Here is a 12,923-nt window from a genome sequence, read left to right as displayed (position 1 = left end):
CCCTCTCCTTCCGTTATGGATTGTCTGAATGCCTCTGTGCCGGCGGCTTCCGGCGATTAGCCAGCCGCCGCGGATTGCGAAGCTGAAGCTCGAAAGGACGATAGATCATCGCCCACCACGGCAGGCGGATGAACATGTCACGGAATGCCGACTGGCTTGCCGACCCCGGCGCCATCGGCGACATATAGGGCACGCCGAACGAGCGCAGCGACACGAGATGAACGAGCATAACCAGCACGGAGATGAAGATGCCGAAGAAGCCGAACATGCCCGCCATCACCATGAAGATAAACCGGATAATGCGTGATGCCGCACCCATATTGAACTCCGGCATGACGAAGTTCGAGATCGCCGTGAACGACACGACGATTACCATCACCGCCGATACAATGCCGGCCTGCACGGCCGATTGCCCAAGCACGAGGGCGCCTACAATCGATATGGCAGGTCCGATGGCCCGAGGCATCCGCAGCCCTGCTTCGCGCAGCACCTCGAACGTCATCTCCATCAGCAGCGCCTCTACGAGCCCCGGAAAAGGGACGCCCTCTCGCTGAGCCGCTATGCTAATAAGCAGCGTCGTCGGCAGCATTTCCTGATGAAAGGTAGTAACGGCAATATATAAGGCCGGCAGCAAGATCGATACAATGAACGCCACATATCGGATCACCCGCACAAGCGTTGCTATATCGAACCGCTGATAATAATCTTCCGGCGATTGGAAGAAGCTGAAGAACGTAATCGGCGCCATCAGAGCAATCGGCGTGCCATCCACCATAATCGCCACCCGTCCCTCCAGCAGGATGGAGGCTACCGTATCGGGACGTTCGGTGTTCAGGATGGTTGGGAACAGGGTGAATGTCTCGTCTTGAATGAATTCTTCGATATAGCCGCTCTCCAGCACGCCGTCAATATCGATATCCCCAAGCCTGCGATACACTTCCTTAAGCACGCCTTCGTCGACGACGCCGTTCAAATAAAGCACCGCAACGTCGGTGTGCGTTTGGCGGCCGATCTTATGCATCTGCACATGAAGATCGCTTGAACGGATAATACGCCTAACAAGACTGATATTGGTCCGGATATTTTCGACAAAACCATACTGCGGACCGCGTATGACCGTCTGCGTCTGCGGAATCGTTACCGATCGTTGCTCGCCCCCTGTAACGCTGGCCGTCAGCACCGACGTGCAGCCTTCCGCGACGATTAGGCATAAGCCGTCAGACACCGCCTGCAGCGCCTCCTCCAGCGTGAACATTTCTCCTACGGAGCCAACGGATACAATGCAATCGCGCAAAGCCTCCAGCAGCTTAGTTCCCTTCGTATGCGCATGCTGCGGAAGCTGCATCGACATCAGCGGCTCCATAATGCTGACGTTCACGGTCTCCGCGTCGACGATACCGTCGATATAGATAAGCGCAAGCTCCCGGCTGGGGGTCGCATCGCTGCGGAACAAACGAACGACCAGATCGAAGCTGCCGCCGAAGCGGCTTCGGATTGCATCTGCATTAGCCTGAAGCGATGGACTAAGCGGCGTTCGCGCCTTCTGGGCATTTTTTTTCATAGCGGCATTCGGACACCTTTCCGTTTCCATGTTGCCTCTATTTTGGCGCAAACTGGTTGAATATATGTAAGATCATCCCGTCTCCTCATTGATTGTAAATAATAACCATAGCGAAGCCTATAGCATAAGAACGTATGTTCTGTATATAATAAGGCAAGGTGAAACGGCTAACGCCGTGCACAGTATAAGCATCCCTTTTTATACTTTCTTATATTTGAACAAACGTTCTATAGGAGGAACACGATGCCCCGTCAAAGAGTTGTCATGCTGGCGGACTGCCAGTCGTTCTACGCCTCCGTCGAGAAGGCGGAGCATCCCGAATATAAGGATCTCCCGCTCGTCGTCGCCGGCGATCCCGAGCGCCGATCCGGCATTATTCTCGCAGCCTGCCCCCTGGCGAAAGAATTCGGCGTCACAACCGCCGAGCGGCTAGGCGACTCGCTCGCCAAATGCCCGAATCTCGTCATCGTAAAGCCCCGCATGAAGCTTTACATTGATACGTCGATGAGAATTACGCAAATTTACGAAAGCTTCACCGATTTGGTCGAGCCGTACTCAATCGATGAGCAATTTCTCGACGTGACGGGATCGCTGCAGCTGTACGGTCCGCCGGAGAAGCTCGCCGAGCTCATACAGGCTCGCGTACTGGCCGAGACCGGCATCTATACCCGCTTCGGCATCGCCGAGAACAAAATTTTGGCGAAGACCGCCTGCGACAATTACGCCAAGAAGAACGAATCCGGCATCTGCACGCTAACCAAGGATTTGCTGGAAGAGACGCTGTGGACATTGCCGGTAGGCAAGATGTTCATGGTCGGCAACCGGATGAACGCCCACTTCAATGCGATGGGTATGCCGACGATCGGCCATATCGCGCGAACGCCGCTGGATAAGCTGAAAGCGATGATGCGCCGCAAATTCGGCAAAAACTCGGACATCAACGCCGAGCTGTATTGGCGCATTGCCAGCGGCATCGACGACAGCCCCGTAACGCCTGGCACCCATCAGGTCGCGCCTACGACCGTCGGCCATATGATGACGCTGCCCCGTGATTACGGCAGCCTGGCGGAGATTAAGGTCGTGCTGCTTGAGCTCGTCGAGCTTGTATGCCAGCGCTGCCGCAGCAAAGGCTACATGGGACATGTCGTTTCCGTCGGATGCATGGGCGCCGACTACGACCGTCCGAGCGGCTTCAATCGGCAGATGAAGATGGAGGACCCGACCAATATTACGAATCAAGTATACCGGGCCGCCGCGACGCTGTTGCAGAAGCATTGGGACGGCCTGCCTGTCCGGAAGGTCGGCGTCAGCCTCTCGCAATTTTCGGCGGATGACGAATACCAGCTCTCCTTATTCGATCTGCACCGGGAGAAGTTGATCGCGCTGGAGAAGACGACCGACGCCATTAAGCAAAAATACGGCGACGCCAGCATTATACGCGCCGTATCGCACACACCGAGCGGCCAAGCGCGAGACCGCTCCGCCAAAATTGGAGGCCATTACAAATGAGAAAGAAGCTTGAGGGAAACGGACTATGGGAATCAAGCCGCATGATGCTGCCTGAGCACAAGGCCGAGATTGTCCGGAACAACGAAGCGTTGAAGCGGCGCGTGCGCGCCTCGCTCGACGAGCAGGAATGGGAAGCCGTCTCCCGCGCCGTCGCCGAATCGCTGCAGTTGCGGGTGCCGATCACGCTGCGGATGTTCCACCCGCTGGAGGAACTCACGATTATCGGCATCGTTGATCGGGTCGATTCACTGAAGGGCCGGTTCATGATAGACGGCGAGTGGTTCCCGGTCCAGGATATCGAAGGCGTCGCGAGCAGCGACTAAAGCTTTTGCCGCTGCGCCGCAAGCACGGCAAGCTCAATCTTATTCAGGATGAGCCCGTATTCGTTCGTCAGCTCGAACACCGGCGGCAGCGGCAGCTTGGAGAAATAATACAGCACTTGATCTGCCGAATGAAACCAATCTCCCTTCTCGGCAGGATCAACAGGGCGATCCCCCCAAGCTGACGGTAATTCCGGGCTGTACAGCGGCTTCGCTCCCGGCTTCAAAGCGCCGCCTATAAGCTTCTCCTTATAGACGCGCTGCGGCGGCAGCTGCCGAATGCGAACGTAAAGCTGGGGCGCGAAGTCGGCCCGCGAGCCCGTATGCTTCACGGCGGCAGCGAAGCAGCGGGCGCCGTGGAGAACAGGAGCGATACCGAACAGCATCGCATAGAGCTGCTTGCCGAATTCGACCCGCTCCTCGACATTCTCGAATCGCTCGATAATGATACCCGCCAGCTGCGTGCCTGCCTCCGTGCTGCAATCCCCGTCGGCAGCCGAATTGCCTCCGCTGCCATAAGGAAACACGACGCCGTTCAATTGCAGCACGGACTGCAGGCCGAAGAACAGCGTTTGCAGCACCTTTTCTTTGAAATGCGCGTTCTGTATAACGCGCTGCTCGATGTAATGCTGCTCGTTAACGATAAGCGCCACGGTCAAGGGAACAGGATCCCTCTCCTTCCAGAACTGCCGCCACACCGGCGTCATGAACACCGAAACGTCGAACGCCGGCAACAAATGGAACAGGCTTCTGCCTTCTCTCAGGCTGCGCTCGTAGAGCAGCAACTGCGGATAGGCATCTTGGAAAATAAGCGCATTCGCGCGTTCCAGGAAAGAAAACAGCTCCTCCCGCTGATCGTCCCGAAGCAAATAGGGCAGCCATTCCCCTTGCAGATCGGTCATATTCCAGCCGCCGTTGCGCGAGACGAGATGCGCAAGGAGCGCCCAATGAAGTGCAGGCGTGCGGAAATATACGGTCCGATACGCCTCGGTCCGTGTTACGTTATTGCGATTGCACTTGTCCGTCTCCGTGCGAATCTGAGAAATGAGCGCCAGCTCCTCGGCCGTCCACGATTCGGAAGCATGAAGGGGCGGCGTCTCAGCATCCTCCTCTAGCCTTCTCCACGCAGCCGTCAGCCGGGATATCGCAGCCGGCGACAGCAGGAGCGGAGAAGCTTCCGCGATCATCTGCTCCGATACGCTCATTGCTTTCCACTTCCCGACAGCATAGGCGACAGCAGCGCGCGGAAGCGCAAGCAGCCGGCCGAGCAACGATTCGCTGCTTCCCCGCTGCTGCCTTTGCCCTCGGAAACTTCCCTGTTTATCCATACACGCCCCTCCCGATCATCACCTTATAAGACCAGTATCCTCCAAGTCGCAGGCTGCCATACGGAAGCGGGCGTGCAAGTTGGGCATACAAGGAAAGTCATAGTATAATAGAGCCAAATTCACGCTCTGCCTTAAGCGAGCAGCAACAGACGGAGGTTGGAAGCGATGTGCGGAAGATATACACTCACAATAACGATAGAAGAGCTAATGGTGCGGTATATGGTAGACGAGACAGGCATTCCGTTCCATCGCCCCAAATATAACGTAGCCCCAAGCCAGCAAGTGCTCGCAGTCATTAACGATGGGAGCGCCAATCGGCTCGGCGAGCTGAAGTGGGGTCTCGTTCCGCCATGGGCCGATGATCCGAAGATCGGCTTCATGATGATTAACGCGCGAGCAGAGACGGCAGCCGCGAAGGCTGCGTTCAAGAAGCCGCTTCGAAGCAAGCGCTGCCTCATCCCTGCGGACGGATTCTACGAGTGGAAGAAGCTGAGCGGCGGCGGCAAGCAGCCGATGCGGATTACGTTGAAGAGCCGTGAGATATTCAGCATGGCTGGTCTGTATGAAACTTGGATCTCTCCCGATGGCGCCAGAATAAACAGCTGTACCATCCTTACGACAGAACCTAATCCGTTAATGGCCCCTATTCATGATCGTATGCCGGTCATCTTAAAGCCAGAGAATGAAGCGTTATGGCTTGATCGCAAGACGCAGGACGTAGAAGCCATTCTGCCGCTTTTGCGCCCATATGACGAACGCGACATGGTTGCTTACGCGGTCTCTTCCGCTGTAGGCAACGTCCGCAACGACTCCCCCGAATTAATTGAGCAAATGATGGTGGACGAGCAGTTGCGGCTGTTCTAAGCGCGGGCGAACACGCACCATCTAATCCATAGTAAGGTATAGCTGCGGACACCTGAGGCCTGTGTCTATAGCGAACTCCTGAGTCCGCAACGGCACTGCAATGCAATTTAATGCAAGCTAAGCTTGCCCCACAACAAAAAAAAATCGCCGACCGGATAGGTCAGCGAAACATGCCCCAAAGCTTGAGCAAATGAAACGTATTGTTCGGATCAATCTTTTGTCCCAAAACGAAGGCGACGATTTGATCCTCCTGCACATCGGTGAGCGGCTCCTGCAAAACAACGGCAGCAGCCTTCACCAGCCTGCGCACCTTCGGACGTTCCTGCAAATCATATTTCGTTACGTTGCCCAGCAGCTCTCGAATCCGGTCCTTCGTGACCGGATTTTTCAACTTATATTTGACGCGCTCGACCAACTGCGGCTTAATGCCGTACTTTTGGTAACTCACAGTCTAGACACCTCCAACCGGCAGTGTTAACGGTTAACTATATGCCGGAATTAAGGAATTATTGCCTAGTCCAATTGCTCGCCTTGAAAAATTTGATCCTTCTGCAGCAGCGCGCGCAACCTTGCATAGGATGCATTTGTCCAAAAATCGTCTTGCCCCGTTATCTCTCCCGCGTCATCGCGCGCTTCTTCCAGCGTCTCATAATCAGCCACCATATCGGCCAGCCTGAACTCGGGAAGCCCGCTCTGCTTCGTCCCGAAGAAGTCGCCCGGTCCCCGAAGCTCTAGGTCGCGCCGCGATACCTCGAAGCCGTCATCGGTATCCGTCATGACCTTCATCCGCTCGCGTCCGGTCTCCGATTTCGGATCGGCCACGAGAATGCAATGCGACTGATGCTCACCTCGCCCAACGCGTCCGCGAAGCTGATGGAGCTGTGACAGACCGAAGCGCTCCGCATCCATAATGACCATTAACGTCGAATTCGGGACGTCGACGCCAACCTCAACGACGGTCGTCGCTACGAGCACCTGCGTCTCGTTCGCACCGAAGGCACTCATGACGGCATCCTTATCGGCCGCAGTCAGCCGCCCGTGAAGCAGAGCCACCTTATATTGCGGGAACGCCTGCTGCATTTGGATATGCAGATCAATCGCGTTCTGCACGTCAAGCTTCTCCGATTCCTCGATAAGCGGACAAATAATGTACGCCTGACGCCCTTGATCCACTTCCTTGCGAATGAATTCCAACACGCGATCCATCATGCTGTGCTTCACCCAATACGTCTTGATCGGCTTGCGCCCGTGAGGCCGATCGCGAAGCGTTGACACGTCCATATCCCCAAATGCCGTAATGGCAAGCGTTCGCGGAATTGGCGTTGCCGTCATCGTCAGCACGTCCGGATTCAAGCCCTTGCGCCGCAGCACGCTGCGCTGATTGACGCCGAACCGATGCTGCTCATCGGTCACGACAAGCCCAAGACTACGGAAAAATACGTCGTCTTGAATAAGCGCATGTGTGCCAACCGCGATATCGATCATCCCCATCTGCAAGCCGGCAAGCACGTCGCGGCGCTTACGCTCCGTCAAGCTGCCCGTCAGCAAGCCGACCTCGATCCCCATGCCGCTGAACAGCTTCTGCAGCGAGCGCATATGCTGATCGGCCAATATTTCCGTCGGTACCATAAGCGCGCCTTGATGGCCGGTCTTGACGGCCCCATACAGCGCGATAGCGGCAACGACCGTTTTGCCCGAGCCGACATCGCCCTGCAGCAGCCGGTTCATGCTAGATGGACGGCGCATATCCATCAATATTTCGTTGACTACCTTCTTCTGCGCATCGGTGAGCTCGAATGGCAGCGTCGCCGCGAACTGCCGTATCCATTCGCTCTCGACACGCATCGCCAAGCCGTCGGCGCGCTTGCGATTCAGCGCGCGGTAGGCTTGCAGCTTGAGCTGGAACAGGAACAGCTCCTCGTACACAAGCCGCCGCCTGGCAGCTTGTCCTTCCTTCGCGTCCTCCGGCAGATGAATATGGCGCACGGCGTCGCGCCTCGCCATAAGCTGATGTCGCTGCACCAGCTCATGCGGCAGCACTTCCTCAATCATCGTCTCGTACTGCGTCAGTGCCTGGCGAATCGTCTTGCGCATCCACGGCTGCGTAATGCTGCCGCCTACAGAATAGACGGGCTGAAGCGTACCGCTCTTAGCCGCCTTGCCTCCTGCGCCTGCGCTTCCGCCGCCATCCTGAAACTCCGAATCGGATACCGTCATCTGCAGCCTATGCTGCTCCCACTTGCCTGTCAGCATCACTTCACGCCCCAGCGTAAGCTGCTCCTGCAAATAATGCCGATTGAACCAGACGGCCGTCACAAGCCATCCGTCAATCTCAATCTTGCACGTCAGCCGCGACTTCCCTTTACCATATCGTTGAAGCAGCGGATTACCGCGGATCTGGCCAAGCACCGTCACTTTCTCGCCATCCTTGGCATCTGCCAAATTACGAATGCGATAGTCCTCGTACCGATATGGAAAATAGTTGAGCAGATCGGCGACGGTTTGAATGCCAAAGGCGTGAAGCTCCTGTTCCTTAGGAGCGCTCACGCCTTTAATTTGTTTAACGGAAACTTGATCTAAGCTAATCATCATTCACTCACACCTTGTACATAAATACGGCCGATAGCCCCGGTCCCGTATGCGTTCCGATAACCGCTCCGATTGTCGTGAAGCCTATATGCTGAATATTGAAATGGCCCTTCAAGTATTCGCACAGCTCCATAGCTGTGTCTTGACCCGAAGACCACGCAATCGTCATCGACACAGGCTCCTGCGCGCCGAAGCGCTGTTTCAACATCTCAAGCACGCGCGCCATCGCTTTTTTCGTTCCGCGCACCTTATCGACCGGATAGACCGTGCCGTCGGACTCTAGCGACAGAATCGGCTTAATATTAAGAATCGAACCTATAAGTGCCGAAGCTTTGCCGATCCGTCCGCCCTTCTGCAAATATTCAAGCGAATCCACCAAAAAATAAATTTGCATCTCGCCTTCGAGACGCTGCAGCTCAGCCAGAATGACATCCTTCGATGCGCCGGCCTGCGCCATCTCGGCCGCCCGAATAGCGCGCATGCCGAAGCCGTAAGAAGCCGACTTGGAATCAAGGATCGTAATATCGCCGGCGTCCTCCAGCATCGACTGCGCAATAACAGCCGATTGATACGTTCCGCTCAGCGCTGCCGATAAGTGCAACGAAATAATCGGCCCTTCCGGATCATCAGCGAGCAACTGCTCGTACATCTCCGAGAACTCGTTCGGCGACGGCTGCGAGGTTGTCGGCAGAACGGACGATGAGGTCAACTTCGCGTAGAACTCCTCGTTCTGGATCGTCACGCCGTCCAAATACGTTTCGTCTCCGAACAGAACCTTAAGCGGCACCATCGAAATGCCCAGCTTCTCTCTTACCTCGAGCGGAATATCAGCGGTACTATCCGTTACAATTCGAACCTTACCCATAGGAATCCCCTCCCGGACATAAATAACGATTGCCAATTATTCAACGGCGAACAAATAAGGGTAAAGAGGCTGCCCGCCTTCTTGCACCTCGGTCTCCAGCTCTGGGTACTGCTCGGCAATCCATTCACACAACGCCGCAGTTACGCCCGGGTCGGCATCCTCGCCTGTAAGCACGGTTACAAGATCGCCGCCGTCCCCCAGCATGCTGGCTAGCAGCGATTGGCAAGCGCCCAGCACTGCCGGATCAGAGACGACAATCGTCTTCTCCTTAATGCCGATATATTCGCCTTCGCGAATCGAAACCCCTTCGATCGTCGTATCCCGTACGGCCTTCGTTACTTGGCCGGAAACAACCTGTTCAGCCGCATTCCGCATCCAGTCCGTATTGCGCTCTATTGATTCATCCTCTTTGAAGGCAAGCACAGCCGCCAGCCCCTGAGGAATCGTCCGAGTAGCAATAACCGTCACACTGCGTTCACTAAGCTCGGCAGCTTGTTCGGCAGCAAGGATGATGTTGCCGTTATTCGGCAGCAAATAAATATGCTCAGCAGAGAGCGCCTCAATCGCCTTCACAAAATCTTCTGTGCTCGGATTCATCGTTTGTCCGCCGGACAATACGGTATCCACATCATTTTCGAGGAAAATGTCGGCAATACCGTCGCCAAGCGCTACTGCGACGATCCCATAAGGAGCGCGCTCATATACTTGTCCAGGCGCTACCGCCGCATCCGGCACTTGCCCCGCCAGCAATTCCGCTGCAGCTAAGCTTGCAGGCGAATAATCGGTTGCCGCATGCTCCTGCTCCAGCAGCTCGCGGTGCTGCTCTCTCATGTTTAAGATATGGATATCGGTCAACTCGCCGTAAGGCAGAGATAAGTTAAGCACGTCGCCAGGCTTGCGCGAGTGGACATGCACTTTGATAATGTCGTCGTCCGTAATGACGAGAATGGAGTCTCCATCCTTCTCGAGCGCACGTTTGTAAGCGGATTCATCAAAAAACGCCGCTTTATTGCCGATCAACTTGCGATTGATAAAAAATTCCATGTCGTATAAAAACTCAATGGCATCCGTCGACAATCTCGCTTGCGCAGAGCTTGGCTCCTGCTTGCGAATGCTTGGAGCTGAGCCAGGAACGGCTACTTCCTCTGGAGGCGCAGCTTCAGAAGGCAATGTATAGCCTTCTTGCTCTACGATTCCGGCACCCGCATTCAAGCTATGCACGAAGCCTTCGTAAATAAATACGAGTCCTTGTCCGCCGGAATCGACTACGCCGACCTGCTTAAGGACAGGCAGCAGATCAGGCGTGCGCTGCAGCGCCTCATGCGCCTTCGCGTGCACTTCGCGCATCAAATCGGCAACATCATTCGTTCTGCGCGCATACTGAACCGCATGCTTGGCAGCTTCTCTGGCAACCGTAAGTATTGTTCCTTCGACCGGCTTAACAACCGCCTTATAGGCCATGTCTACACCATGCTGAAGCGCATTCGCAAGCTGGAGCACTCCCGCTTCTTCTACCCCGCTCAGCGACTTCGAGAAGCCCCGGAACAATTGCGATAGAATAACGCCGGAATTGCCGCGCGCGCCCATGAGCAGCCCTTTCGAAAGAGCTTCTGCCGCTTTGCCCACCCCTGCGGACGGTTTACTGCGCAGCTCGCGAATACCGGAGGTCATCGTTAAATTCATGTTGGTTCCCGTATCGCCATCCGGCACAGGAAACACATTCAAAGCGTTAACATGTTCGGCGTTACGCTGTAAATATTCTGCACCTAGCAGTGCCATTGCGGCAAAATCAGATCCGTTAATAAAGCGCTTACTCAAAGAAAATTCCCCTTCCGCTACCTGGATACCCTCACGTCTTGAACAAATATATGGACTTGTTCCACTTGTAGATCGAATACATTGTTAAGTACATATTTCACTTTTGATTGAATATTATGGGCAACCTCGGAAATCTTCGTGCCGTAGCTCACGACAATATGAAGATCGATATGCAGCTTCTCTTGCTCACGCCGCACTTCTACCCCGCGCGTATAATTATCTCTTCCCAATAGCTCGGCGATACCGTCCTTCAGTTGCTTTCGCGAAGCCATTCCGACAAGTCCATAACAATCCAAAGCTGCGGAGCCAGCAATAACGGCAATGCAGTGATCTGTAACGTGAATGGAACCAAGCTCGGTGCTAAGCTGCAGAGGCATAGAACTACACTCCCTTACTGTAAGTATTATGGACTATGTATCATTGTACTATAAACAGCGCCTTTATAGAAGTGTACACGTCAAATACGGTCATTATCAAGCAAAATGCTTAATTATTCATTATATTTCACACGCTGCATCCTTTAGAATTGGGTTGAACAGAAACTTAGTTTATGATACGATGTTCAAGTGTGTTCAAATGCGTTCTAATGAATATCCGCTAACGAACTTAAGTTTTTGCATACGCAAATCTTGAAGGAGGTGTAGTCATGTCCCGCAAATGTTTTCTTACAGGTAAAGCACCGGGCAAAGGGAACAACGTATCCCACGCCAACAACAAAACGCGTCGTACTTGGGGCGTAAACGTTCAAAAGGTTCGCATCCTTGTTGATGGTAAACCGAAACGTGTTTATGTTAGTGCTCGCGCACTGAAGTCCGGCAAAGTTACACGCGTATAATCATGGCTTTGGCCATAGATAAAAGCACCTGAGACCTCAGGTGCTTTTTGTTATCCCTTTACGCGATCGCGGTCGTAAGGCGGCAGCCAGGAACACTATCAGCTTTTTTGGAAGGTATTCAATATCGCCTTTACGAAACCGCCCAAAAATTTCGGCAGTTTGATCGTGTAAAATTTCATGCCTCATCCCTCCTCAGACACGCTCATCGAATTGTACCGTGACCAGAACATACGCTTATGTAACCATCCTATGCGTCCCTGGTCTGTCCTATTCCATCGTGAGCGTGCTCTGAAAGGGCTGTTATACGTTGTTTATCAAATCCGGATTATCGCGCATATACGTAACGATTGAGACGATGATCGCGACCACAAGATAGAAAAGGATCGCAACAACGAAAAAAGCGATTCGCAGCCCGATGCTATCGTACTTGCGGAAGAAACGGATGCCGATGTATAAGGCCAAGAGCGAGAACAAGTATTTCACGAAACCCGGCGTAAAACTGAATGCGGCCAGCAGTGCCCCTGCCGCGAACGAGTAAACAATCATCCATACGATCGACTTGAATCTATCGCTCATCGTTATATCCCCTATCTGAGCGCCGCAATCGCCGCAGCGCGATCGTTCTCGGCGAACACCGCGTTACCCGCCACAAGCACGTTAGCGCCTGCCTCACGGATAAGCGGAGCCGTCTCGCGATTCACGCCGCCGTCGACCTGAACATGCACCCCGTCCAGACCGCGCTCATTCAGAGCCGCTCGCAGCTGGCGCAGCTTGACGAGCGAATAAGGAATGAACGATTGACCGCCGAAGCCCGGATTCACTGTCATAATTAACACCAAATCGAGATCCTGTAAAATCGGATCCAGTACGGACACCGGCGTAGCGGGATTAAGCGCGACGCCAACCGGCAATCCTTTTTCTTTAATAAAGTGAACCGTACGGTGAAGATGCACGCACGCTTCCGCATGTACGGTAATTCGATCCGCACCTGCGGCAATATAATCGGATAGCGACAGCTCAGGACGCTCAATCATGAGATGAACGTCGAAAGGCAGCTTCGTTGCGCTGCGAACCGCGGCAATAACCGGAGGTCCGAACGTTAGGTTCGGAACAAAATGTCCGTCCATGACGTCCACGTGAATCCAATCCGCTCCTGCTCTCTCCGCATCCTTAATTTCTTCGCCAAGCTTGGCGAAGTTGGCCGACAATATAGAAGGCGCAATAATAGTCATAA

14 protein-coding genes are annotated in these 12,923 nt (G+C 54.3%); 4 read left to right on the top strand and 10 right to left on the bottom strand.

Translation table 11 applies throughout. The features are described 5' to 3' along the window. Positions 1-13: 13 nt before the first annotated feature. Positions 14-1,561: a spore germination protein gene (locus V8F51_RS04160; protein WP_337098779.1), complete on the bottom strand. Its 1,548-nt coding sequence runs from the start codon at positions 1,559-1,561 to the stop codon at positions 14-16. A gap of 243 nt (positions 1,562-1,804) precedes the next feature. On the opposite strand from V8F51_RS04160, the gene V8F51_RS04155 reads away from it, so the two are divergent. Together V8F51_RS04155 and V8F51_RS04150 are read left to right on the top strand one after the other, a co-directional pair. Next, the gene (locus V8F51_RS04155) at positions 1,805-3,070 is read left to right on the top strand and encodes a DNA polymerase IV (protein ID WP_337098778.1); all 1,266 of its coding nucleotides are present in this window, start codon (positions 1,805-1,807) and stop codon (positions 3,068-3,070) included. Further along, the gene (locus V8F51_RS04150) at positions 3,067-3,393 is read left to right on the top strand and encodes a YolD-like family protein (protein WP_337098777.1); all 327 of its coding nucleotides are present in this window, start codon (positions 3,067-3,069) and stop codon (positions 3,391-3,393) included. The genes V8F51_RS04155 and V8F51_RS04150 overlap by 4 nt, the downstream gene beginning before the upstream one ends. Here V8F51_RS04150 and V8F51_RS04145 read toward each other — a convergent pair. Then, a complete protein-coding gene (locus V8F51_RS04145; protein ID WP_337098776.1) occupies positions 3,390-4,718 on the bottom strand; it encodes a DUF2515 domain-containing protein in 1,329 nt (442 codons plus the stop codon). The genes V8F51_RS04150 and V8F51_RS04145 overlap by 4 nt on opposite strands. A gap of 165 nt (positions 4,719-4,883) precedes the next feature. Between V8F51_RS04145 and V8F51_RS04140 the strand changes: the two genes are divergently transcribed. Then, positions 4,884-5,582 (top strand): SOS response-associated peptidase, encoded by a 699-nt coding sequence (locus tag V8F51_RS04140; protein ID WP_337098775.1) that lies wholly within the window; start codon positions 4,884-4,886, stop codon positions 5,580-5,582. Positions 5,583-5,742: 160 nt separating this feature from the next. Here the strand turns inward: V8F51_RS04140 and V8F51_RS04135 are convergent, their stop codons facing one another. From V8F51_RS04135 to V8F51_RS04115, 5 genes are all read right to left on the bottom strand, one after another. Next, entirely contained in the window at positions 5,743-6,030 is a 288-nt protein-coding gene (locus V8F51_RS04135; protein WP_337098774.1) for a stage VI sporulation protein F, read from the bottom strand. 65 nt (positions 6,031-6,095) lie between these two features. Continuing rightward, complete coding sequence (recG, locus tag V8F51_RS04130; RefSeq protein WP_337098773.1) at positions 6,096-8,174, bottom strand: ATP-dependent DNA helicase RecG; 2,079 nt, start codon at positions 8,172-8,174, stop codon at positions 6,096-6,098. Positions 8,175-8,178: 4 nt separating this feature from the next. Next, positions 8,179-9,036, bottom strand: a complete 858-nt coding sequence (locus V8F51_RS04125) for a DegV family protein (protein ID WP_337098772.1) — start codon at positions 9,034-9,036, stop codon at positions 8,179-8,181. A gap of 36 nt (positions 9,037-9,072) precedes the next feature. Next, complete coding sequence (locus V8F51_RS04120; RefSeq protein ID WP_337098906.1) at positions 9,073-10,815, bottom strand: DAK2 domain-containing protein; 1,743 nt, start codon at positions 10,813-10,815, stop codon at positions 9,073-9,075. Positions 10,816-10,871: 56 nt separating this feature from the next. Further along, positions 10,872-11,231, bottom strand: coding sequence for an Asp23/Gls24 family envelope stress response protein (locus tag V8F51_RS04115; RefSeq protein WP_337098771.1), 360 nt, complete (start codon positions 11,229-11,231; stop codon positions 10,872-10,874). Positions 11,232-11,500: 269 nt separating this feature from the next. Between V8F51_RS04115 and rpmB the strand changes: the two genes are divergently transcribed. Continuing rightward, positions 11,501-11,689: a 50S ribosomal protein L28 gene (rpmB, locus tag V8F51_RS04110; protein WP_337098770.1), complete on the top strand. Its 189-nt coding sequence runs from the start codon at positions 11,501-11,503 to the stop codon at positions 11,687-11,689. A 98-nt stretch (positions 11,690-11,787) separates the two neighbouring features. Here the strand turns inward: rpmB and spoVM are convergent, their stop codons facing one another. The 3 genes from spoVM to rpe form a co-directional block, all read right to left on the bottom strand. Further along, the gene (spoVM, locus tag V8F51_RS04105) at positions 11,788-11,868 is read right to left on the bottom strand and encodes a stage V sporulation protein SpoVM (protein ID WP_040711006.1); all 81 of its coding nucleotides are present in this window, start codon (positions 11,866-11,868) and stop codon (positions 11,788-11,790) included. A 121-nt stretch (positions 11,869-11,989) separates the two neighbouring features. Then, positions 11,990-12,265 (bottom strand): hypothetical protein, encoded by a 276-nt coding sequence (locus V8F51_RS04100; protein WP_337098769.1) that lies wholly within the window; start codon positions 12,263-12,265, stop codon positions 11,990-11,992. A gap of 11 nt (positions 12,266-12,276) precedes the next feature. Next, on the bottom strand, positions 12,277-12,921 hold the full coding sequence (gene rpe / locus V8F51_RS04095) for a ribulose-phosphate 3-epimerase (RefSeq protein ID WP_337098768.1): 645 nt from the start codon (positions 12,919-12,921) through the stop codon (positions 12,277-12,279). Between the last annotated feature and the right edge of the window lie 2 nt (positions 12,922-12,923).

Source organism: Paenibacillus sp. YIM B09110, assembly GCF_037167145.1.
GTDB lineage: Bacteria > Bacillota > Bacilli > Paenibacillales > Paenibacillaceae > Pristimantibacillus.
Note: the sequence above shows the minus strand (reverse complement) of the source record. Positions and strands in the feature narration are given on the sequence as shown.

Excerpts from the sequence above, each read along its gene's own strand:
- V8F51_RS04160 (WP_337098779.1), bottom strand. The coding sequence starts at position 1,561 with ATGAAAAAAAATGCCCAGAAGGCGCGAACGCCGCTTAGTCCATCGCTT.
- V8F51_RS04155 (WP_337098778.1), top strand. The coding sequence starts at position 1,805 with ATGCCCCGTCAAAGAGTTGTCATGCTGGCGGACTGCCAGTCGTTCTAC.
- V8F51_RS04150 (WP_337098777.1), top strand. The coding sequence starts at position 3,067 with ATGAGAAAGAAGCTTGAGGGAAACGGACTATGGGAATCAAGCCGCATG.
- V8F51_RS04145 (WP_337098776.1), bottom strand. The coding sequence starts at position 4,718 with ATGGATAAACAGGGAAGTTTCCGAGGGCAAAGGCAGCAGCGGGGAAGC.
- V8F51_RS04140 (WP_337098775.1), top strand. The coding sequence starts at position 4,884 with ATGTGCGGAAGATATACACTCACAATAACGATAGAAGAGCTAATGGTG.
- recG (WP_337098773.1), bottom strand. The coding sequence starts at position 8,174 with ATGATGATTAGCTTAGATCAAGTTTCCGTTAAACAAATTAAAGGCGTG.
- V8F51_RS04125 (WP_337098772.1), bottom strand. The coding sequence starts at position 9,036 with ATGGGTAAGGTTCGAATTGTAACGGATAGTACCGCTGATATTCCGCTC.
- V8F51_RS04120 (WP_337098906.1), bottom strand. The coding sequence starts at position 10,815 with ATGGCACTGCTAGGTGCAGAATATTTACAGCGTAACGCCGAACATGTT.
- V8F51_RS04115 (WP_337098771.1), bottom strand. The coding sequence starts at position 11,231 with ATGCCTCTGCAGCTTAGCACCGAGCTTGGTTCCATTCACGTTACAGAT.
- rpmB (WP_337098770.1), top strand. The coding sequence starts at position 11,501 with ATGTCCCGCAAATGTTTTCTTACAGGTAAAGCACCGGGCAAAGGGAAC.
- spoVM (WP_040711006.1), bottom strand. The coding sequence starts at position 11,868 with ATGAAATTTTACACGATCAAACTGCCGAAATTTTTGGGCGGTTTCGTA.
- V8F51_RS04100 (WP_337098769.1), bottom strand. The coding sequence starts at position 12,265 with ATGAGCGATAGATTCAAGTCGATCGTATGGATGATTGTTTACTCGTTC.
- rpe (WP_337098768.1), bottom strand. The coding sequence starts at position 12,921 with ATGACTATTATTGCGCCTTCTATATTGTCGGCCAACTTCGCCAAGCTT.